At 68.6% G+C, this 19,203-nt stretch carries 16 protein-coding genes and 1 tRNA gene; 8 read left to right on the top strand and 9 right to left on the bottom strand.

The features are described from left to right. The first annotated feature begins 69 nt into the window (after positions 1-69). Positions 70-831: an SDR family oxidoreductase gene (locus tag AC5YGJ_RS07875; protein WP_496186221.1), complete on the top strand. Its 762-nt coding sequence runs from the start codon at positions 70-72 to the stop codon at positions 829-831. Positions 832-837: 6 nt separating this feature from the next. Here AC5YGJ_RS07875 and AC5YGJ_RS07870 read toward each other — a convergent pair whose 3' ends face one another. Continuing rightward, positions 838-1,323: a hypothetical protein gene (locus AC5YGJ_RS07870; protein ID WP_496186220.1), complete on the bottom strand. Its 486-nt coding sequence runs from the start codon at positions 1,321-1,323 to the stop codon at positions 838-840. A gap of 161 nt (positions 1,324-1,484) precedes the next feature. On the opposite strand from AC5YGJ_RS07870, the gene AC5YGJ_RS07865 reads away from it, so the two are divergent. After that, positions 1,485-1,655 carry a hypothetical protein gene (locus AC5YGJ_RS07865; protein WP_496186219.1) on the top strand — a complete coding sequence of 57 codons (171 nt, stop codon included), beginning with the start codon at positions 1,485-1,487 and terminating at the stop codon, positions 1,653-1,655. 62 nt (positions 1,656-1,717) lie between these two features. On the opposite strand, the gene AC5YGJ_RS07860 is transcribed toward AC5YGJ_RS07865, so the two are convergent. The 4 genes from AC5YGJ_RS07860 to AC5YGJ_RS07845 all read right to left on the bottom strand — a co-directional run bounded on the left by AC5YGJ_RS07860 (position 1,718) and on the right by AC5YGJ_RS07845 (position 4,773). Next, positions 1,718-1,793 (bottom strand) — tRNA-Ala (locus tag AC5YGJ_RS07860). A 94-nt stretch (positions 1,794-1,887) separates the two neighbouring features. Next, positions 1,888-2,814: an alpha/beta hydrolase gene (locus tag AC5YGJ_RS07855; protein WP_496186218.1), complete on the bottom strand. Its 927-nt coding sequence runs from the start codon at positions 2,812-2,814 to the stop codon at positions 1,888-1,890. Next, on the bottom strand, positions 2,804-3,697 hold the full coding sequence (locus AC5YGJ_RS07850) for an alpha/beta fold hydrolase (protein WP_496186217.1): 894 nt from the start codon (positions 3,695-3,697) through the stop codon (positions 2,804-2,806). Before AC5YGJ_RS07850 ends, AC5YGJ_RS07855 begins: the two co-directional genes overlap by 11 nt. A 20-nt stretch (positions 3,698-3,717) precedes the next feature. Next, the gene (locus AC5YGJ_RS07845) at positions 3,718-4,773 is read right to left on the bottom strand and encodes a sugar phosphate isomerase/epimerase family protein (protein WP_249843433.1); all 1,056 of its coding nucleotides are present in this window, start codon (positions 4,771-4,773) and stop codon (positions 3,718-3,720) included. A 102-nt stretch (positions 4,774-4,875) separates the two neighbouring features. Here AC5YGJ_RS07845 and AC5YGJ_RS07840 point away from each other — a divergent pair, with 102 nt between their 5' ends. Then, on the top strand, positions 4,876-5,457 hold the full coding sequence (locus AC5YGJ_RS07840) for a TetR/AcrR family transcriptional regulator (RefSeq protein ID WP_249843434.1): 582 nt from the start codon (positions 4,876-4,878) through the stop codon (positions 5,455-5,457). A gap of 207 nt (positions 5,458-5,664) precedes the next feature. After that, a complete protein-coding gene (locus AC5YGJ_RS07835) occupies positions 5,665-7,995 on the top strand; it encodes a TonB-dependent receptor (protein WP_496186216.1) in 2,331 nt (776 codons plus the stop codon). An 87-nt stretch (positions 7,996-8,082) separates the two neighbouring features. On the opposite strand, the gene AC5YGJ_RS07830 is transcribed toward AC5YGJ_RS07835, so the two are convergent. Next, the gene (locus AC5YGJ_RS07830; protein ID WP_496186215.1) at positions 8,083-10,155 is read right to left on the bottom strand and encodes a DUF4034 domain-containing protein; all 2,073 of its coding nucleotides are present in this window, start codon (positions 10,153-10,155) and stop codon (positions 8,083-8,085) included. Positions 10,156-10,272: 117 nt separating this feature from the next. Further along, on the bottom strand, positions 10,273-11,352 hold the full coding sequence (rnd, locus tag AC5YGJ_RS07825; RefSeq protein ID WP_496186214.1) for a ribonuclease D: 1,080 nt from the start codon (positions 11,350-11,352) through the stop codon (positions 10,273-10,275). Positions 11,353-11,437: 85 nt separating this feature from the next. On the opposite strand from rnd, the gene AC5YGJ_RS07820 reads away from it, so the two are divergent. Both AC5YGJ_RS07820 and AC5YGJ_RS07815 read left to right on the top strand, forming a co-directional pair. After that, positions 11,438-13,324 (top strand): formylglycine-generating enzyme family protein, encoded by a 1,887-nt coding sequence (locus tag AC5YGJ_RS07820; RefSeq protein ID WP_496186213.1) that lies wholly within the window; start codon positions 11,438-11,440, stop codon positions 13,322-13,324. 89 nt (positions 13,325-13,413) lie between these two features. Next, on the top strand, positions 13,414-14,310 hold the full coding sequence (locus AC5YGJ_RS07815) for a M48 family metallopeptidase (protein ID WP_249843439.1): 897 nt from the start codon (positions 13,414-13,416) through the stop codon (positions 14,308-14,310). A 420-nt stretch (positions 14,311-14,730) separates the two neighbouring features. Here AC5YGJ_RS07815 and xseA read toward each other — a convergent pair whose 3' ends face one another. Together xseA and queG are read right to left on the bottom strand one after the other, a co-directional pair. Then, positions 14,731-16,062: an exodeoxyribonuclease VII large subunit gene (xseA, locus tag AC5YGJ_RS07810; protein WP_249843440.1), complete on the bottom strand. Its 1,332-nt coding sequence runs from the start codon at positions 16,060-16,062 to the stop codon at positions 14,731-14,733. A gap of 44 nt (positions 16,063-16,106) precedes the next feature. Further along, complete coding sequence (gene queG, locus AC5YGJ_RS07805) at positions 16,107-17,177, bottom strand: tRNA epoxyqueuosine(34) reductase QueG (RefSeq protein WP_249843441.1); 1,071 nt, start codon at positions 17,175-17,177, stop codon at positions 16,107-16,109. 23 nt (positions 17,178-17,200) lie between these two features. Here queG and AC5YGJ_RS07800 point away from each other — a divergent pair, with 23 nt between their 5' ends. Both AC5YGJ_RS07800 and tsaE read left to right on the top strand, forming a co-directional pair. Continuing rightward, positions 17,201-18,685 carry an NAD(P)H-hydrate dehydratase gene (locus AC5YGJ_RS07800; protein WP_496186212.1) on the top strand — a complete coding sequence of 495 codons (1,485 nt, stop codon included), beginning with the start codon at positions 17,201-17,203 and terminating at the stop codon, positions 18,683-18,685. Further along, positions 18,682-19,164 (top strand): tRNA (adenosine(37)-N6)-threonylcarbamoyltransferase complex ATPase subunit type 1 TsaE, encoded by a 483-nt coding sequence (gene tsaE, locus AC5YGJ_RS07795; protein WP_249843443.1) that lies wholly within the window; start codon positions 18,682-18,684, stop codon positions 19,162-19,164. Before AC5YGJ_RS07800 ends, tsaE begins: the two co-directional genes overlap by 4 nt. Positions 19,165-19,203: the final 39 nt, after the last annotated feature.

The following is a 19,203-nucleotide window of genomic DNA, read 5'->3' as shown; positions in this document are numbered from 1 at the left end:
CGGAAACGGAGTGTCGCGGCCGCCGCAGCGCGGCATCGTGGCGGTCACTTCATCACGCGGACAACAACGATGCGCCTGAACAACAAGATTGCCCTCATCACCGGTGCCAGCGCCGGCATCGGCCGTGCCAGCGCGCTGCGCTTTGCCGCCGAAGGGGCAAAGCTGGTGCTCAACGCGCGGCGGCCACAGCCGCTACGCGAACTGGCCGCACAGATCCGCGCTGCCGGTGGCGAGGTGGTGGTGCATGCCGCCGACGTGGCCGATCCGGGCACGGCTGCGGCGCTGGTGGAGCTGGCCCAGCAGTCATTCGGTGGCCTGGACATCGCGCTCAACAATGCCGGCATGCTCGGGCCGGGGGCGCCGGCGGCGGAGTTCCCGGTGGATGCGTGGCGCGAGGTGATGGCCACCAACCTGGATTCGGCCTTTCACGCTGCGCGTGCACAGTTGCCTGCGCTGCTGGCGCGTGGCGGGGGCTCGCTGGTGTTTGTCGGCACCTTCGTCGGCCACACCGTGGGCTTCCCGGGCATGGCCGCCTATGCCTCCAGCAAGGCAGGGTTGATCGGCCTGAGCCAGGTGATCGCCGCCGAGTATGGCGCGCGTGGGGTGCGCAGCAACGTGCTGCTGCCTGGTGGCACCGATACCGAAATGGGGCGCCAGGCCGCACCCACTGGCGATGCGCGTGATTTCGTGCGTTCGCTGCACGCATTGAAGCGGATGGCCGAGCCGGAGGAGATCGCCAATGCGGCGCTGTTCCTGGCCAGCGATGAGAGCAGTTTCGTTACCGGTACCGCGATGCGCGTGGAAGGCGGCGTGTCGATCACGCGTACCTGAGTGGGGTCATGAGCGTGGAACGTAGCGGAGACCGCTGCTGGCCATGAACCCCTTCGGATCGAAACGGGCCCAGGCTTCGCCCCAGTCGAACCGGGCGTAGCCACCCGCCAGCTGCTGTCCCAGCGCTGCGCCCAGCGTGCGCTTCATGAACGCGACTTCGGCGTCGATCGCCGCCTGCGTCGGCCAGCCGTCCTGCAGTGCTGCGCCGGGCAGGTCGACGCCCATCGTCACCATGTCGAGCTGTTGACCTTGGAAACACAGGCTGATGCCGGCGGGCGCGCCGCCCAGGCTGAGCCGGTGCAGGCTGAGCCAGTGATAGCCGGTGCCGACATCGCGCTCGCCATGCATCAGCGTGGCGAAGGCGATGCGCGCCTGATCCCGTGACAGCGTGGCGCCGATCAGCGTCGGCAGGTTGCCGAGCTGGATGCTGCCGTCAGTCGCATTGAGGAGCATCGGCAACGCGTGCGCTGTGTGCTGGGCAGGAGAGGGCATGGCATACCGGTTGGCGTGGTGCCCCGGATTCTGGCTGCGCGAGGGCCGCGGCGGCAAGCCCGTGCCTGCACATGACGTTGGCACAGGACTGACCTGCGGCTTACCCGGCAACCTCTAGCGTGGGGGGCAACATGGGCCCGCCACCGGCGTGGGAGATTTCGATGAGCGAGCGAGACAAGGATCAGGACCCGAAGCAGGGCGTGCAGGAGAGTCGTCAGGACCGGAAACAGGATGATGTGGCCAAGCGCCGGCCGGGCCAGCACGATCAACAGGTGCGCGATGCGCATTCGCGCAGCCCGCAACGCAAGGATGGCGGCCAGGAGCCTGCCTGAGCCAGCACCCGGAAAAGAAAAAAACCCGCAGATCGCGAGGATCTGCGGGTTCTTCTGAATAGTGGTGGAGCCAAGGAGGATCGAACTCCTGACCTCGTCATTGCGAACGACGCGCTCTCCCAGCTGAGCTATGGCCCCACGGCAGGCTTTCAGTGTAGCGCCGCCTGCCGGGCTTGCCAAGCGCCGGTCCGGGACGGTGGCCGTGCAGGGTCTGCCACCGTCCCGGACCGGTTCAGCACAGGGCCTGGCGCAGCAGGGCGCCGGCGCGCTGCACGGCCACGTCGGTGGAGGCACTGACCGTGTGCAGATGGATGCAGGCGTGGACCATCCCGGGCAGCCGCTCCAGCGTGCAGTCGATGCCTGCCGCCTGCAGCCGCAGCGCGTACTGTTCGGCCTCGTCACGCAGCGGGTCGTGCTCGCAGCTGAGTACCGAGGCCGGCGCCAATCCATGCAGATCCGTTGCATGGGCAGGCGAGGCCAGTGCCGGCGGTGCGCCCGGATCGCCGAGATAGGCCTGCCAGCAGCGTTGCATCAGTTCGGCGCTGAGGTAGTAGCCACTGGCGTACTCGCGATAGGAGTCGCTGTTCATGCCGGCGTCCAGTGCCGGGTAGAGCAGCAGCTGACGGCGCGGCTGCGGCAGGCCGAGATCGCGCAGCAGCAGGCAGCAGGCGGCGGCCAGATTGCCGCCTGCACTGTCGCCGCCGATTGCCAGCCGCTGCGAGTCCAGCCCAAGGCGTTCGGTGTTGGCCTGCAGCCACGACCAGACGTCGGCAACGTCGTGCAGCGCTACTGGGAACGGGTGTTCCGGCGCCAGACGGTAGCCGACCGCGGCAACCACGCAGCCACTGGCATTGGCCAATGCCCGGCACGGACCGTCATAGACCGCCAGCGAGCACTGGAACCAGCCGCCACCATGGGCGAACAACAGGGCCGGTGCCGGTCCTTCGGGCAGCCCCTCCGGTGTGTAAAGGCGCACTTCCAACGCGTGGCCATCGCGCGCCGTCACGCTGTACTCGACCACCTGTGCCACCCGCTGCGGCGCACCCTGCAACTGTGGCAGCGCCGTTGCACTGATCGCACGCAGATCCCGCAGGTCATGCGGCAGCGGATGGGCTGCGACCGCATCGACGAACTGCTGCAGCGCCGCTTCAAGCCGCATGACGTGCCTCCCGCAGGAACGGCAGCAGCTGGTCCAGGAACGCCTGCGGGGCTTCTTCCATGATGAAGTGGCCGCAGCCGGGCACGATGCTGCCGCGCACATTGTCGGCATGCGGTTGCAGGGTCAGCATCGGCGCATCGGCAGTGGCGTGCTCAGCGCCGATGGCCAGCACCGGCATCGCCAGCCGGCGCTGCGCACGTTCCTTGTTCTGGCGGATGGTTTCCGGAATCGCGCGGTACCAGGCGAAGCCGGCCCGCAGTGCGCCGGGGCGGCTGTAGGCGGCGATGTAGGTATCGGCGGCCACCGCATCGCGGCGGTACGACCAGCGATCGAACATGAATTCCAGGTAGGCGCGCTCGCGGCCGCTGATGAGTGCCTCGGGCAGGTCGGCGACCTGGTTGAACATGAAGTGCCAGAGGAAGATGTTGTCGGCCGGTGCGGCGAAGATGCCCGGTTCCGGTGCGAGGCCTGGAATCACCGCCTCGGTGACGGCCAGCTGGCGCACCGCCTGCGGCTGGTCGCTGGCCAGTGCATAGGCGATCCACATGCCGATGTCATGGCCAACCACCTGATAGCGCGCATGGCCCAGTGCCAGCATGGTCTGGTGCAGCACCGCGGCGGCGCTGCCGGTGTCATAGCCATGGGCCGGGCGGTCGGACTCGCCGATGCCGGGCGGATCGACCGCGATCGCTTCGAAGCCGGCTTCGGCCAGCGCGTGCAGCACGTGACGCCAGGCGTACCAGGTCTGTGGCCAGCCGGGAATCAGCAGCACCGGTTCGCCGTGGCCGGCGGACACGCAATGCACGCGCTGGCCGTCGATGCGCAGGTAGTGGTGGCGCAGGGGGTCATCGCCGGCAGTGCCAGCGGGAAGGGACGTGGTCATGGGGAATGCTCCGTGGGGGCTCAGGCGATGCCGAGCATGTGCTGCATCTGTGCGGTGCTGATCGGCGCACCGGCGAAATCGTCGAAGATCTTGTCGGTGACCGGAATGATGTGGTCGCGGATGAACGCAGCGCCTTCGCGCGCGCCGGCTTCCTGGTCCTTCAGGCAGCACTCCCATTCCAGTGTCGCCCAGCCCTGGTAGTCGTACTGGGCCAGCTTGGAGAAGATCGACTTGAAATCGACCTGGCCATCGCCGAGCGAGCGGAAGCGACCGGCCCGCTCGGTCCAGTCGGCATAGCCACCGTAGATGCCCTGGCGGCCGCTGGGACGGAACTCCGCATCCTTGACGTGGAACATGCGGATCAGCGGGTGGTAGATGTCCAGGTACTGCAGGTAATCCAGCTGCTGCAGCACGAAGTGGCTGGGATCGAACAGGATGCGGCAGCGCTCGTGCTGGCCGACGCGTTCGTAGAAGCGCTCGAAGCTGGTGCCGTCATGCAGGTCTTCGCTGGGGTGGATCTCGTAGCAGAGGTTGACGCCGTTGTCCTCGCAGGTATCGAGGATCGGCCGCCAGCGACGGGCGAGTTCATCGAAGGCGGCATCGATCAGGCCCGGCGGGCGCTGCGGGAACGGGAACAGGTACGGCCAGGCGAACGAGCCGGAGAAGGTGCCCATGTCCTGCAGGCCGAGCCGGCGTGAGGCGCGGGCGGCCAGGTGCAGCTGCTGCTGCGCCCACTCGCTGCGGGCCTGCGGATTGCCGCGCAGCGCCTCCGGCGCGAAGCCATCGCAGAGTTCATCGTAGGCCGGATGCACCGCCACCAGCTGGCCGAGGATGTGGGTGGTCAGTTCGCTGACCTGCAGGCCGTGCTCGGCCAGGGTGCCGCGGATGTCGTCGCAGTAGTCCTGGCTGTCGGCGGCGGTGGCCAGGTCGAACAGGCGTGCATCCCACGCGGGAATCTGCAGCGCCTTGAAGCCGTGGCCGGCGGCCCAGGCGGCGATGCCGGCAAGGCTGTTGAACGGGGCCTGGTCGCTGGCGAACTGTGCCAGGTGCAGGCTGGGGCCCTTGAGGGTTTGCATGTGTTGCTCCAATTGTTTGTCGATCGACAAAGAATAGGCGCGACTCTCGTGAGGGTCAACACCCGCGTTACACTGCGCGCCTCACTGGAGCAGGCAGGACAGATGGCAGGGCGACCGCGCGAATTCGACAGGGACCAGGCGTTGCGCAAGGCGATGCTGCTGTTCTGGCAGCATGGCTATGAGGGCACCTCGATGTCGGCGCTGGTCGAAACGCTGGGCATCGCCTCGGCGCGCATCTATGCCGCGTTCGGCAGCAAGGAGCAGCTGTTCCGCGAGGCCGTGGCGCTGTACGAAGAGGGCGAGGGTGGCTTCGCACCGCGCGCGCTGGAAAACGCGTCGCTGCGTGAGGCGATCGGTTCGATGCTGCGCGAGGCGGTGCTCACCTACACCCGCCGCGGGCGTCCGCACGGCTGCCTGGTGGTGTCTTCGGCCAGCAGCGTGTCGCCCGATGGCGAAGGCGTGCGCGACTGGCTGGCCAGCCATCGTCGCCAGCGCACGGCGGCGATCATCGCGCGGCTGCAGCAGGCGCAGGCCGAGGGCGAGCTGGCCGACGACGCGGCGGTGCAGGCGCTGGGTGACCACTTCGCCACGGTGTTGCACGGCATCTCGGTGCAGGCCCGCGATGGCATCAGCCGCGAACGCCTGCTGGCGATGGTCGATGTCGCGCTGACTCCGCTGCCGTGAGATCCGGGGTCAGATCCGTTTCCCTCGGAAAACGGATCTGACCCCAGGCGGTGCTGGCTGACTGTGCCGAAAACGCTTGTTTCGCCGGCTTTGGGCGCCGCGCAACGAAATCGTAACAATTTGGGGGATAATGGCCGCTTGCGCAGTTTTCCTCCTTTTTGCCGCCCGGCTCGCGCAGGCCGCACGGACGCCTCCTCAGAGCATTGCATGCCCTCCCATACCGATTCCCGCCGCCTGTCGGGTACGTCGTCTTCCTCCGTTTCCTTCCGCCGCCACCCGCTGGCCCTGGCCTGTGCCGGTCTGGCCCTGGTCGGCAGCTTCGGTGCCGCCGCGCAGGACAGCGCCCCGACCCCCACCGGGCTGGACACGATCACCGTGACCGCCGAGCACCGCGAGCAGAACCTGCAGGAAGTGCCGGTCTCGGTGGGTGTGGTGCAGGGCGAGCGCATGCGCGACTTCACTGCCGGTGGCGATGACACCCTGCTGGCGCTGTCTGGCCGCGTGCCGAGCCTGTATGCGGAAACCACCACCGGCCGCATTTTCCCGCGCTTCTACATCCGTGGCCTGGGCAACATCGACTTCTACCTGGGTGCCTCGCAGCCGGTGTCGATCATCCAGGACGACGTGGTGCTGGAACACGTGGTACTGAAGTCCAACCCGGTCTATGACGTGGACCAGGTGGAAGTGCTGCGCGGCCCGCAGGGCTCGCTGTTCGGCCGCAACACCACCGCCGGCATCGTCAAGTTCGACACGCTGAAGCCGACCCAGGACTACACCGGCCGCGTCAGCGCCAGCTATGCGACCTACAACAGCGTGTCGATCGACGGTGGTTTCGGCGGCCCGATCAACGACGTCGCCTCGTTCCGCGTGTCGGCGCTGTACCAGCACCGCGATGACTACGTCGACAACACCTACACCGGCCCGAGCGCCGATGGCACGGTCAGCCCGAAGAAGAATGCCATGGGCGGCTTCGATGACCGCAACGTGCGCGCACAGCTGCTGCTGACCCCGAGCGACCAGTTCTCGATCCTGGCCTCGGCCCATGCCCGCGATTACGAAGGCACCTCGACCCTGTTCCTGCGCAGCGCGCTGACCAAGGGCTCGAACAAGACCGACGTGGCGCGCGACAAGGTGGCCTACGACGAAGCCGACAACAACCCGCAGGCCTACAAGACCTACGGCGGCTCGGTGAAGGCGCGCTACGACTTCGGCGCGATCGACTTCACCTCGATCACCGCCTACGAGACTACCTCCGGCTACAGCCGTGGTGATACTGACGGCGGCGCTGCGGTGAACTTCCCGGTCAACGGTGTGCCCAACGGCTATGGCCAGTCGATGGGCCGCATCCGCGACCTGGACCAGTGGACCCAGGAATTCCGCCTGGCCAGCCATGACGACAGCGCGCTGCAGTGGCAGGCCGGTGCGTTCTACTTCAATGGCAGCGACACCACCGATTTCTACCAGCGTGCCTGGTTCCTGCAGGGCGCGGGCCGCAACCCGAACAACTGGGTGCGCCTGCGCAACAAGAACACCTCGTGGGCCGGTTTCGGCCAGCTGAGCTACGCCTTCACCGACAAGTTCACCGTCACCGCAGGCCTGCGCCAGACCAGGGACGAGAAGCACACCCGCCTGCTGAAGACCGCCGACACCGCCGCCGGCGTGGTCACCTACAAGGGCCGCACCGACGTCAAGATGTCCGACACCACCCCGAGCTGGGATCTGAGCGCGATGTATCAGATCACCCCGGACGTGAGCGTCTATGCGAAGGTCGCGCGCGGCTTCCGTGGCCCGACCATCCAGGGCCGTTCGGCGGTGTTCAATGCCGACTTCACCACCGCCGATTCCGAGACCATCCTGTCCTGGGAAGCGGGCGTGAAGAGCAGCCTGTGGGACAACCGCCTGCGCCTGAACGCCACCGCGTTCACCTACACCGTCAACGACATCCAGCTCAACGGCAACGATTCGGACGGCAACGGCGTGCTGTTCAACGCCGACAAGGCCAAGGCCTACGGCTTTGAAGCGGACATGGAGCTGCGCCCGATCCCCAACCTGACCCTGAGCGCAGGTGTCAGCCTGCTGCACAGCGAGATCAAGGACAAGCGCGTGTACGCGCAGGTCTGCGGCCTCAACGGCCAGGTCGTGTGCACGGTCAATGACCCGACCATCAAGGTCGGTGCCAACACCTTCGCGCAGATCGACGGCAATCCGCTGCCGAACGCACCGAAGTACAACGTCAACCTGGCTGCCCGCTACGACTTCCCGGTCAGCGATGCCGGCACCATGTTCGTGTCCACCGACTGGAACAAGCAGGGTTACACCAGCTTCGTGCTGTACGACAGCAAGGAATTCAACTCCAAGGGTGATTTCGAGGGTGGCCTGAAGATCGGCTACTCGGGCAACTACGGTGCCTACGAAGTGGCGCTGTTCGCGCGAAACATCACCAACGAGAAGAACCTCAAGGGTGTGATCGAGAACTACATGGCCGCGGTCTACAACGAACCGCGCACCGTGGGTGTCTCGCTGAACATGAACTGGTAATCCGCGCTCGCGGTGGCGGCACGTGCCGCCATCGCACGGCGTGAATGCAAAGGGCGGCCCGGTGATCCGGGCCGCCCTTTTGTTGTGTCAGACCGCAGTGAGGTCGCTGTCCTGGCTGCGCTGGCCGAAGGTCAGAGCCCATGTGGCGCTGTCCACCTGCTGGCGGTCCTGCGCCTGCTGTTTGCGCGCACGGCTGGCACCGAACCAGCGTCCTTCGCCGTTGATCAGCGGCGTCATGCGCACCACGTCCACGTACCCGGTATCGATCTCGCAGGCGCGCTGCAGCCAGGTCAGGGCCAGGAAGGCGTTGGCCGGCACGCCGTTGCCGAAGTGGTAGACGTCGGCCAGGTAGCCGGCGGCCCACAGCTTGTCGTCGTCCTCACCACGCCACCACAGCGGGATCAGGGCGCATTCGACCGCTTCGCGCTTGTGCGCGTCGTTCTGGCCATCGAATGCCAGGCAGGCCAGGTTGCGGCAGGTCGGGCCCCACACGCGTTCACCGGCCTCGGCTTCGCGCAGGCAGCGCAGGTACAGCTCGCGTGCACGCGCTTCGTTGTCAGCGCCACCGGCGGCAACCAGGCGCACGCCCAGGTTGTAGGTGGCGATCAGGTCGCCACCCTCCACCGCGCGTTCCTGCCAGTACAGGGCCTTCTGCGCATCCACGAATTCCGGCTGGTCGCGGCCACCCAGCCGGCCCTTGTACAGGTCGCACAGCGCGGCCATCGCACCGGCATCGCCAGCGTCGGCCATGCGCTGCAGCAGCGACAGACCCGCATCCTGCGAGACATCGCAGAACAGGTTGGACGCAAAGGTGACCGTGGAGGTCTTCTGTTCCGCCGCAATCTTCAGGGCGCGCTGCAGCAGGGGCTGCGCACGCGCCGGGTCGGCGGTCTGGCCCAGCAGGCCGTGCTCGATGGCCGTAGCCGCCCAGAGCAGGCCGAGCGCCGAATCGCCTTCGTGGGCGGCGTAGTCCACCACCTGTGCGAACAGGGCTTCGGCTCCGTCGACATGGGCGAACCAGGTGCAGGCTTCAAGGCCGCTGAAGCCGCCGTGCAGCACCATGTCACGATCCAGCGTCCAGGCCTGCTGAAGGTCTTCCAGAACAGCCTGCATGCAGCCGGCGTTCCAGTGCACCTGGCCTTCGATCTCCTCGATGCGGCCGAGGTGGAAGCGGAGCGCGGCGCGCTGGATCAGGACCTCCGCACGTACGAAGCGCTCCAGGTGCCCGTCGAGGATCTGCGCATAGGCACGTTCGTGCGCAGCCACAGCATCGGCATCGTCGTGGTGCGGCAGCTCGCCCAGCCAGTCCTGTTCCTTGCACCAGCGCAACGCGTTGCGCTGCGCCAGCTCCAGGCCACGGCACCAGCTGCCTTCGATGAAATCCTCCATCGCCTCGTGGCTGCCACCCCAGCGCGGGTACAGGTAGTACAGGGTGTCTTCCAGGGTGCTCTGGTCGTTGGGACGTTGCTGCAGCACCAGGTGCATCCAGTACGCCAACGGTGCGTCGAAATCGTCCTGGTCGCGCTCCTGCAGCAGCGCGGGCAGCGCGCTGGGCAGCGTCTGCAGCGGCGCGCCGAAGCGCGACAGCATCTGCACTGCCTGCGGCCACGCCTGCGGATAGCGCTCGGCCAGCACCTGCTCATCGGATTCGGCCGGCTGGCCGGCCTGCAGTGCAAGCAACCAGTTCGGTTCACGCAGGTAGCTGGTGATGCGCTTGATGCCATCCAGCGCCAGCGCCGGGCGGGATGACAACGGAATCGCCTGCAGGTAGGCGTGCACCGCATGGTCGCGGGCCAGGCGTGCGGCCAGCCACTGGCTGTCCTCCACCAGCGCGGCGACGTCGGCGCTGCGCAGCGCGCCTGCGGCGGACTCCCAGCAGGCGCCCAGGCGCAGGTGCGCGTAGTAGCTGTGCGGGGCCGCGGCGACCCACTGCTGCGCCTGCTGCAGGCGCTCATCCAGGCTCAGTTCGGCATCATGCAGGTTGCGCAGGCGCCAGCGGATGCCGGGCAAGGGTCGCACGCCGTCCAGCCAGACCTGCTCGTGGGGCGCCAGCAGTGCATCCAGCGCGGCATAGTCCTGCGCCTGCAGTGCGCTGCGCGCCTGGGCGCGCCAGGCCAGATCCTCCACAGAGAGGCCGTCCTTCGCAATTCCGTTTGTCATCTGATGCAATCCAACATGGCGGGGCCGCTATTGGACAGGCCCGTGCCGACGCCGACAAGCGTGGCAGGGGCTCATTTCCACTGCGCAGGCGCCGGATGTGCCCGACGCCTGCCGAAATCAGCGTGGCGGTAACAGCGCCTGCAGCCGTGACTCCAGTTCCTGCTGGCGCCAGCCGGCCAGCGCGGCGGGCCACTGGCGGCGTTCCAGATAGCTCTCCAGATGCTTTCGCGAAGCCAGCACGCCGTCGGGCAGGCCCAGATCGCGGCTGCGTTCGGCGACCGCATCCTGCAGCTTCTTCAGGGCCTGCTTGTTGCTGTCATTGGCTGGCAGTGCAAGCGGTGCGTCGGCCTCGTCAGCCAACGGTGTCTGCAGGGCCTGCCACACGGCACCGGCGAGCTTGCGCGGTGCTTTCGGGAACTGCTCGAACAGCTTGCCCAGCGCGTCCGCGTCGGCCGGCGGCGTACGTGCGAGGGTGGCGGCCAGTTCGTTGTCCAGGATCCAGCTGCGCGGCCGGTCGCTGTTGCGCGCCTGCACGTCGCGCCAGCGCAGCAGGCGGAGCAGGCGACGCTGGGCGGCGGCATCGAGGAACTGTGCCGAGCGCATCCCCAGATGCGGCCAGCGATCCTCATCGTTGGCGACACTGGCCAGCAGGCGCTCGCCATCGTCATGCAGCCACTGCTGGCGCCCCAGCGCCCGCAGCCTGGCATCGATCGCGTCATGCAGGGCGAACAGGTGCTCGACATCATCGGCGGCATACTGCAGCTGCGAATCGGACAGCGGCCGGCGCATCCAGTCCGAACGGGTCTCGCCTTTGGCCAGGGTCACCCCGGTGATTTCCGCCACCAGCTTCTGGTAGCCCATGCCACCGCCGATGCCGGCCAGTGCGGCGCCGATCTGGGTGTCGAACAGGGGGCGCGGCAGCACGCCGCAGGCCCACTTGAACGCGACCAGATCCTCGCTGGCACTGTGCATCACCTTGGTGATCGATTCGTCGGCCAGCCACGGCACCAGTGCGTCGGTCATGCCGGGAATCAGCGGGTCGATCAGCAGGATGTCCTGGCCGACCGCCATCTGCACCAGCGCCAGCTGCGGCCAGAAGGTGCGTTCACGGATGAATTCGGTGTCCAGGCCGATGCGGGTCGGGCGCTGCTGGAAGTACGCGTCCAGCTCGGCGGGGGTGGTGATCCAGATTGCCACGGGTCGGGGGCCTACTACTCGGGTTTGCTCAGGCAGGGGAGAATAGCCTAACGTCGGTCCGCGTCCGTGCCGAAGGAGGCTCTGCTTGCGTTTTTCGTTGTCGCCCGTGCTGTGCACAGCCCTGGCCGTGGCCCTGGCCGGCTGCACGCCGTCGCCGCCGACGACCGCCGAGCGGGCCGCCGGCGACGATGTGCGCCCGGCCCAGGCGAGCGTCACCGACACGGCATCGCCGCCGCAGCAGGGCCGCGTGACCATTGCCGGCGAGGACGCCGCAGAGGATGTTCAACAGTGGACGCCGCCGCGCGTGGACCGGCAAGGGCGCAGCCTGGCCCAGCTGCGCCGTGCGGCTGAGCAGGCGTTCACCCAGGGGCGGCTCTACGAGGATGCCGACGCAGCCATTCCGCTGTGGCTGGCGGTGCAGGAGGAAGACCCGGATGACCGCCAGGCGCGGCAGGGCCTGCAGCGTGCGCGCCAGCGCCTGCAGCAGCAGGCCGACCAGCTGCTGGTGCGTCCGCTGCAGCAGCGCCAGGCACTGGCCGAGGCCAGCCGCCAGGCGCTGGTGCTGCTGACGCTGGCGCCCAATGACGAAAAGGTGCGCGCCCTGCAGGGGCGGGTGGAACGGGCCCAGCGCGTGGTGGCCTACAACCGCGCGGGCGAAGAGGACCTGCGCTCGGACCGGATCGGCGAGGAAGGGGACGGCGCGATCGGCAACTTCCGCGAGGCGCTGGCGCTGGATGAACACAACAGCCGGGCCAAGCAGGGTCTGGCGGCGGCCGAAAGTGGCCTGATCCGCCGCGCCGAGGATGCCGCGCGTGCCCGCGACTTCGCCAGCGCCGGCAGCTGGCTGGCCGAGGCGAGCAAGGTCCGTGACTCGTCGCCGACCATTGCCGATGCGTTCGAACGCATCGAGCAGATCCGCTCGGACACGCTGCTGCGGCTGCGCGACGACGGCCTGCGCGAGCTGGCCACGCCGCAGGGCCTGAAACCGGCGCGGGAGAAGCTGGCCGAGGCGCTGCGCATCGGTCTGCCCGGTGATGCGGCGGTGGCCCAGCTGCGCGAGCGCATCGACCTGGCCACGCACTACGGCAGCTTCCGCCCCGGCCAGGTGTTCAGTGATGCGATGCGCGATGGCGGGCGCGGCCCGCAGATGGTGGTGGTGCCGCATGGTGGATTCCAGATGGGCGCCGGCGACGCCGAGCCGGGCTCGGCCGATTCGGAGCGACCTTCGCATTACGTACGCTTTGACCGAGGCTTCGCGATGGCGATCACCGAAGTCACCGTCGGCGACTTCGAGCGCTATGTAAAGGCCACCAACGCGCGGCCCCGGGCCACCCGCCGTGGTCATTCGGTGGTGTATGACGAGCGCAGTGGCAACTTCATCCGGCGCAGTGGCGTGGACTGGCGCTCGGACTACGATGGCGGCCGCGCGCTGGGCAACTCGCCGGTGATGCACGTCAGTGTGCGTGATGCCGAGAACTACGCAGCGTGGCTGTCCGAGCAGACCGGACGCAGCTACCGGCTGCCGAGCGAGGCTGAGTTCGAGTATGCACTGCGTGCCGGCAGCAGTGGCCGTTACCCGTGGGGAGATGCCGGTACACCTCCTCCCGGCAGCGGCAACTTCACCGGCAGCAAGGACGTATCGCCCTCCGGCCGGCACTGGCACAACGCCTTCATCGGCTACGGTGATGGCTGGTGGGGGCCGGCGCCGGTGGCCAGCTTCCAGGCCAATGCCTTCGGCCTGCATGACATGGCGGGCAACCTGAGCGAATGGGTGGCCGACTGCTGGCATGCCAGCTACCGGCGTGCGCCGTCCGATGGCGTGGCCTGGTTCAACCCGGGGTGCCGCGCGCGGGTGATCCGTGGCGGCAACTGGGCCAACGCGCCCGAGCAGACCCGTGCCGCCTGGCGGCAGTCGCAGGATTCGGATACGACCAGCGCGCGCATCGGTTTCCGCCTGGTGCGCGGTATCTGATCGGCCAGCGGCTTCACCCGCTGCAGGCGTCGGCGCACTAAGATTGCGCCGTGCCCGCCGGCCGGCGGGGCCAGCAGGAAGACCGCCCGATGCGCAACGATCCCTTTTCCCGCTCGCCACAGGGCCCGCAACGGCGCGGCCTGTTCGGCAACATCCGCTGGTGGGTGCTGCTGCTGGCCGCCGGTTATGCCGCGTTCTACTGGTTTTCCAACCGCACGGTGGATCCCTATACCGGCGAAAAGGTCATGATCGACAGCAGCCTGGATGCGCGCCAGGAGACCGCGCTGGGCCTGCAGGCGTACCAGCAGATCCTCTCGCAGGAACCGCCGATGGATCCGAACGCGCCGATCGCGCGCGACGTGCGTGACATCGCGCAGCGACTGATTGCCAAGGTGGATGTGGTGGAGACCGCGCTGGCGCAGGAACACGGCGTGCAGCCGGCGCACTTTGCGCGTGATTTCCAGTGGGAAGTGAACGTGATTCCGTCCGAGCAGGCCAATGCGTTCTGCCTGCCGGGCGGCAAGATGGCGGTCTATACCGGGCTGGTGCCGGTGGCGCGCACCCGCGATGCGATGGCGGTGGTGATGGGCCACGAAATCGCCCATGCGCTGTTGCGCCACGGTGCGCAGCGCATGGCGCAGCAGAAGCTGACCCAGATCGGGCAGGTGGCCGGCGCCGCCAGCGGCATGGATGCGCAGCAGCAACAGATGATGATGTCGGCGATGGGCTACGGCTACCTGCTGCCGTATGCGCGCAGCCACGAGACCCAGGCCGACGAAGTGGGGCTGATGCTGGCCGCGGCGGCGTGCTTCGACCCGCGCGAGGCGGTGCCGTTGTGGCAGCGGATGGGCCAGGCCAGCGGTGGCCAGGCACCGCCGGAGTTTGCCTCCACCCATCCCAACCCGGGCACCCGCATCCAGAACCTGCAGGCGCTGATGCCGAAGGCGCTCGAGTACCGGCAGAAGTTCTGCGAGCAGGCGAAGTAGGGGGGCGGCAGGGCTTGCAGCCCTGCACCTGCGGGCTGCCGGAATGGCGCGTGGGGTCAGATCCGTTTTCCGCAGGAAAACGGATCTGACCCCGAATTGATTTGAGATCTGAAAGAGAGTCATCCACGCATGGCGTGGATCTACCGACCGTCACCGGGAACCTGTCGGGGTGGGGCGGTGTGGCTGTGCAGGACCGTTGGCGCCATGGATGGCGCCATCGAGCCCCCAAGGACGGGTTCACGGCGTGTCCTGCACAGCCACATCGCCCCGCCAGGTCATCGGCAATCCAGAGCTGCTCTGGCTGTTGCTTCGGCTGTTGCCGCTGAGGTTGCCGGCCAGCGGCCGGCACTACCGCAGATGCAGGGCGCAGCCCTGCCGGCCCCCCGCAGATGCAGGGCGGCAGCCCTGCCGAACAAGCCTCTACTTGACCTGCACGTCGATCACGCCGTCGCCAACGCGCGCCTGCAGGGCATCGCCGGGCCGTACCTGATCGACCTTCCGCACCAGCGTACCGTCGTCGCTGCGGGTGAGGATGCTGTAGCCACGCGCGACGGTCGCCAGCGGGCTGATCGCTTCCAGCGAGCGCGCTACCCCGCGCAGGCGCAGCGCATCGCGCTCCAGCCGCCGCTGCATCGCGGCCTGCGGACGCCCGCGCAGGGCCGCCAGGCGCCGCTGCATCGCGTCGAGCTGGCGTTGCGGGTGATGACCGCGCAGCACGGCCACCGCGTGCCGCAGCCGGGCTGCACGACGCTCCTGCTGCTGGTTGAATGCCGCATGCAGGCGCCGGCCCAGCTCCAGTTGGCGCCGGCGCAGGAGCTCCAACCGTGCCTGCGGGCTCTGGGCGTTCAGGCGCAGCAGGGCGCGATCGGCGCGCTGCATCGCCTGCTGCATCGCCTGCCGTTGCAACTGCACCATGCGCGCGGCGGTGCGGCGCAGGCGCAAGGCCAGTTCGCGCTGGTCCGGTACCAGCAGTTCGGCCGCCACCGACGGTGTCGGAGCGCGCAGGTCGGCCGCGAAATCGCTGAGGCTGAAGTCGGTTTCGTGGCCCACCGCCGACACCACCGGAGTGCGGCTGGCGGCGATCGCACGGGCGAGGGCTTCGTCATTGAACGCCCACAGGTCTTCCAGCGAACCGCCACCGCGGGTCAGCAGGATCACGTCGTAGCGTCCGCTGGCATCGGCGGCCTGCAGCAGGCGGGTGATCTGCGCAGCCGCCGTGCTGCCCTGGACCAGGGTCGGCAGCAGATCCACTTCCAGCAGCGGGAAGCGGCGGCCGAGCACGCTCAGCACGTCGCGCACGGCGGCACCGGTAGGCGAGGTGATCACTGCCAGGCGCTGCACATGGGCCGGCAGCGGGCGCTTGCGTGCCGGGTCGAACAGGCCTTCGGCGTCCAGTCGGGCCTTCAGTTCCTCGAACGCACGGCGCAACGCGCCTTCGCCGGCTTCCTCCATGTGGTCGAGCACCATCTGGTACTCGCCGCGTGCGTCGTACAGGGTCACTTTGCCACGCACCAGCACGCGCATGCCTTCGCGCGGCACGAATTTCAGGTACTGCGCCTTCATCCGGAACATCGCAGCGCGCAGCTGGGCACGCGCATCCTTCAGGGTGAAGTACAGGTGGCCGGAGGCAGGTCGCGCCACGCTGCCGAGCTCGGCCTCGACCCAGATCGCCGGGAAGCTGCCTTCCAGCAGGTCGCGGGCCAGGGTGTTGAGCTGGCTGGGGGTGAGGATGTCGTTGTTGCGTGGCTGCATGGGAACGGCGTGCGGCAGGTGGAACGGGCGCTCAGGATCGCACGTCAGCGCGGGGCGTGCTGGGCCAGCGCCCACTGCACGTGTTCGCGTACCAGCGGCGAGGGATCGTCGATGCGGGTGTGCAGCGCGGCCAGCGCCTCGGCCGAGGCCGGTGCATTGCCCAGCGCCACCGCGATGTTGCGCAGCCAGCGCTCATGCCCGCTGCGGCGGATCGGGCTGCCTTCGGTGCGGCGCAGGAACTCGGCTTCATCCCAGCCGAACAGCTGGTCCAGGCGCGCGGTGTCGAGGTTGTTGCGCGCGCGGAAATCGGCTTCGTCGGTGCGCTTGGCGAACTTGTTCCAGGGGCAGACCAGCTGGCAGTCGTCACACCCGTAGATACGGTTGCCCATCAACGGCCGCATGTCCTCGGGAATGGCGCCATCGTGCTCGATGGTCAGGTAGGAAATGCAGCGCCGCGCATCCAGTCGTTGCGGGCCGGTGATCGCGCGGGTGGGGCAGACATCGATGCAGCGCGTGCAGGTACCACAGTGCGCGGTGGCCGGGGTGTCGATCGGCAGCGGGATATCGATGTAGATCTCGCCGATGAAGAACCACGAGCCACCGTGCCGATCGATCAGGCAGGTGTGCTTGCCGATCCAGCCAAGCCCGGCATTGCGCGCCAGCGCGCGTTCCAGTACCGGTGCCGAATCGACGAAGACGCGGTAGCCCAGCGGCGCCACTTCATCGTTGATCTGCGTGGCCAGCTTCTGCAGGCGGTTGCGCATCAGCTTGTGATAGTCGCGGCCCAGCGCGTAGCGCGCCACATAGGCACGGCCCGGGTCGGCCAGGGTGGCCCACGCTTCGGTATCGTCCTTGTGGCTGTAGTCCATGCCGACCGAGATCACCCGCACCGTGCCCGGCAGCAGCTCGGCCGGTCGCGCGCGCAGCGTGCCGTGGCGCGCCATCCAGTCCATCGTGCCGTACAGGCCCTGGCCCAGCCAGTCGGCCAGGTGTGCTTCATCCTCGCCCAGCTCGATGCCGGCGATGCCGCAGCGCTGGAAGCCATGCGCACGGGCCAGTTCGCGGATGCGCTGCACGGCCTGGGCCGGATCGACAGGGGCGGGGACGGGGGACATGAGCACCAGTATAAAATCCCGCCATGCCCGATCTCTCTCTTCTGTTCGACACCGCCGCCGCGCGCACGCTCGATGCGCGCGCCTCGGCATTGGCCGGTGACGGTGGCTGGGGCCTGATGGCACAGGCCGGCCTGGCCGGCTGGCAATGCCTGCTGCAGCAGTGGCCCGAGGCCCGAGCGTTGTGCGTGCTGGCCGGCGCCGGCAACAACGGCGGCGATGGCTACGTGCTGGCCACCCATGCGCTGCGGTCGGGACGCCCGGTGCAGGTGGTCACGCTGCCGGGCAAGGCGCCTGCCACGGCGCTGGCCCGCCAGGCCGCGGCGGACTTTGCGGCGGCAGGAGGCTGCGTCGTCGCGTTCGACGGCCAGCTGCCGCCGGCCGAGGTGTATGTGGACGCGTTGTTCGGGCTTGGCCTGGACCGGGCGCCGGCGGGCGAGGCCCTGGCGCTGATCGAGGCGCTCAACAGCACAACGGCACCGGTACTGGCGCTGGACGTGCCCAGTGGCGTCGACGCCGATAACGGTCGCGTGCCGGGGGTGGCGGTGAAGGCCGAGGTCACACTGCAGTTCATCGCCTGCCACCGTGGCCTGTACACCGGCGATGCACTGGAACACGTGGGCCAGCGCCGGTTGGCGCCGCTGGAACTGCCTGACGCCGCCTGGGACGGCATTGCCGCCAGCGCGCAGCGCTGGACGGGGGAGCGTCTGCGGGCGCTGTTGCCACCGCGCCGGGCCAACACCCACAAGGGTGAATCCGGCCACGTGCTGTGCATTGGCGGCAACCATGGCAGCGGCGGTGCGGTGATGCTGGCCGCCGCCGCCGCGCTGCGCGCAGGTGCCGGGCTGGTCAGCGTCGGCAGCCGTCGCGATCACGTGGCACCGTTGCTGGCGCGCCTGCCCGAGGCGATGAGCCACGCGCTGGAAGACGGCGATGCGCTGCCCGCACTGCTGGACAGGGCCAGGGTGGTGGCGATCGGTCCGGGGCTGGGCCAGGACGAATGGGCGCGGGCGCTGTCTGCGCGGGCGCTGGCCTGTGGCAAGCCGCTGGTGGTCGACGCCGATGCGCTGAACCTGCTGGCGCAGGAGCCGCACGCGTTGCCCGAGGCCATCCTCACCCCGCATCCGGGTGAGGCTGCGCGTCTGCTGGGCTGCAGGACTGCCGACATCCAGGCCGATCGCTATGCCAGTGCGCAGGCGCTGGCCGAGCGCTTCCACGCCGTGGTGGTACTGAAGGGCGCGGGCAGCATCGTGGCCGCGCCCGCGCAGCTGCCGCGACTGATCGCCGCCGGCAACCCCGGCATGGCCGTCGGTGGTATGGGCGACCTGCTCACCGGCATCATTGCCAGTCTGCGTGCGCAGGGCCTGTGCGCGTTCGATGCCGCCGCCGCCGGCGCGCTGCTGCACGCACTGGCCGGCGATGCCGCTGCGGCCGAAGGCGCGCGCGGCCTGCTTCCCACCGACCTGCTGGCGCCGCTGCGGCGACTGGCCAACCCGGAACACTCCCCATGACTGACTTCTTCCTTGCCGACAGCGACGCCACCGAACGGCTGGGGCAGTGGCTGGCGGCCAGCCGGCCGCCGCAGGCGCTGGTCGAACTGCGCGGCGACCTCGGTGCCGGCAAGTCCACTACTGCGCGCGCCCTGCTGCGAGCGTTGGGCGTGCAGGGCGCGATCCGCAGCCCGACCTACACCCTGGTCGAGCGCTATCCACTGGCGAGCGGCGGCGAGGCCTGGCACCTGGACCTGTACCGGATCGGTCAGGCCGGCGAGCTGGATTTCCTCGGCCTGGACGAGGGCGGTGCGGTGCTGTGGCTGGTCGAATGGCCCGAGCGCGGTGCCGGCGCGCTGCCGCCGACCGACCTGGTGGTGGCGCTGGAGATCGAGGGTCACGGCCGTCGGGTCCGTCTCACCGCGGCAAGCGACATCGGTCGTGAATGGCTGCAACGGCTCCCGCAAGGGGGCGACTTGCAGGCCATTTCTGCCGGCTGACGAGAACAAACACCGGCAGGTTACGGATTATTAAGGAAA

The organism is Stenotrophomonas sp. CS3K5, from assembly GCF_059515225.1.
The sequence above is the reverse complement of the archived record's forward strand: the minus strand, read 5'-3'. Positions and strand labels throughout refer to the sequence as shown.

Bases quoted from the DNA above. Each gene is read 5' to 3' on its own strand.
- AC5YGJ_RS07875 (WP_496186221.1), top strand. From the start codon at position 70: ATGCGCCTGAACAACAAGATTGCCCTCATCACCGGTGCCAGCGCCGGC.
- AC5YGJ_RS07870 (WP_496186220.1), bottom strand. From the start codon at position 1,323: ATGCCCTCTCCTGCCCAGCACACAGCGCACGCGTTGCCGATGCTCCTC.
- AC5YGJ_RS07865 (WP_496186219.1), top strand. From the start codon at position 1,485: ATGAGCGAGCGAGACAAGGATCAGGACCCGAAGCAGGGCGTGCAGGAG.
- AC5YGJ_RS07855 (WP_496186218.1), bottom strand. From the start codon at position 2,814: ATGCGGCTTGAAGCGGCGCTGCAGCAGTTCGTCGATGCGGTCGCAGCC.
- AC5YGJ_RS07850 (WP_496186217.1), bottom strand. From the start codon at position 3,697: ATGACCACGTCCCTTCCCGCTGGCACTGCCGGCGATGACCCCCTGCGC.
- AC5YGJ_RS07845 (WP_249843433.1), bottom strand. From the start codon at position 4,773: ATGCAAACCCTCAAGGGCCCCAGCCTGCACCTGGCACAGTTCGCCAGC.
- AC5YGJ_RS07840 (WP_249843434.1), top strand. From the start codon at position 4,876: ATGGCAGGGCGACCGCGCGAATTCGACAGGGACCAGGCGTTGCGCAAG.
- AC5YGJ_RS07835 (WP_496186216.1), top strand. From the start codon at position 5,665: ATGCCCTCCCATACCGATTCCCGCCGCCTGTCGGGTACGTCGTCTTCC.
- AC5YGJ_RS07830 (WP_496186215.1), bottom strand. From the start codon at position 10,155: ATGACAAACGGAATTGCGAAGGACGGCCTCTCTGTGGAGGATCTGGCC.
- AC5YGJ_RS07815 (WP_249843439.1), top strand. From the start codon at position 13,414: ATGCGCAACGATCCCTTTTCCCGCTCGCCACAGGGCCCGCAACGGCGC.
- xseA (WP_249843440.1), bottom strand. From the start codon at position 16,062: ATGCAGCCACGCAACAACGACATCCTCACCCCCAGCCAGCTCAACACC.
- queG (WP_249843441.1), bottom strand. From the start codon at position 17,177: ATGTCCCCCGTCCCCGCCCCTGTCGATCCGGCCCAGGCCGTGCAGCGC.
- AC5YGJ_RS07800 (WP_496186212.1), top strand. From the start codon at position 17,201: ATGCCCGATCTCTCTCTTCTGTTCGACACCGCCGCCGCGCGCACGCTC.
- tsaE (WP_249843443.1), top strand. From the start codon at position 18,682: ATGACTGACTTCTTCCTTGCCGACAGCGACGCCACCGAACGGCTGGGG.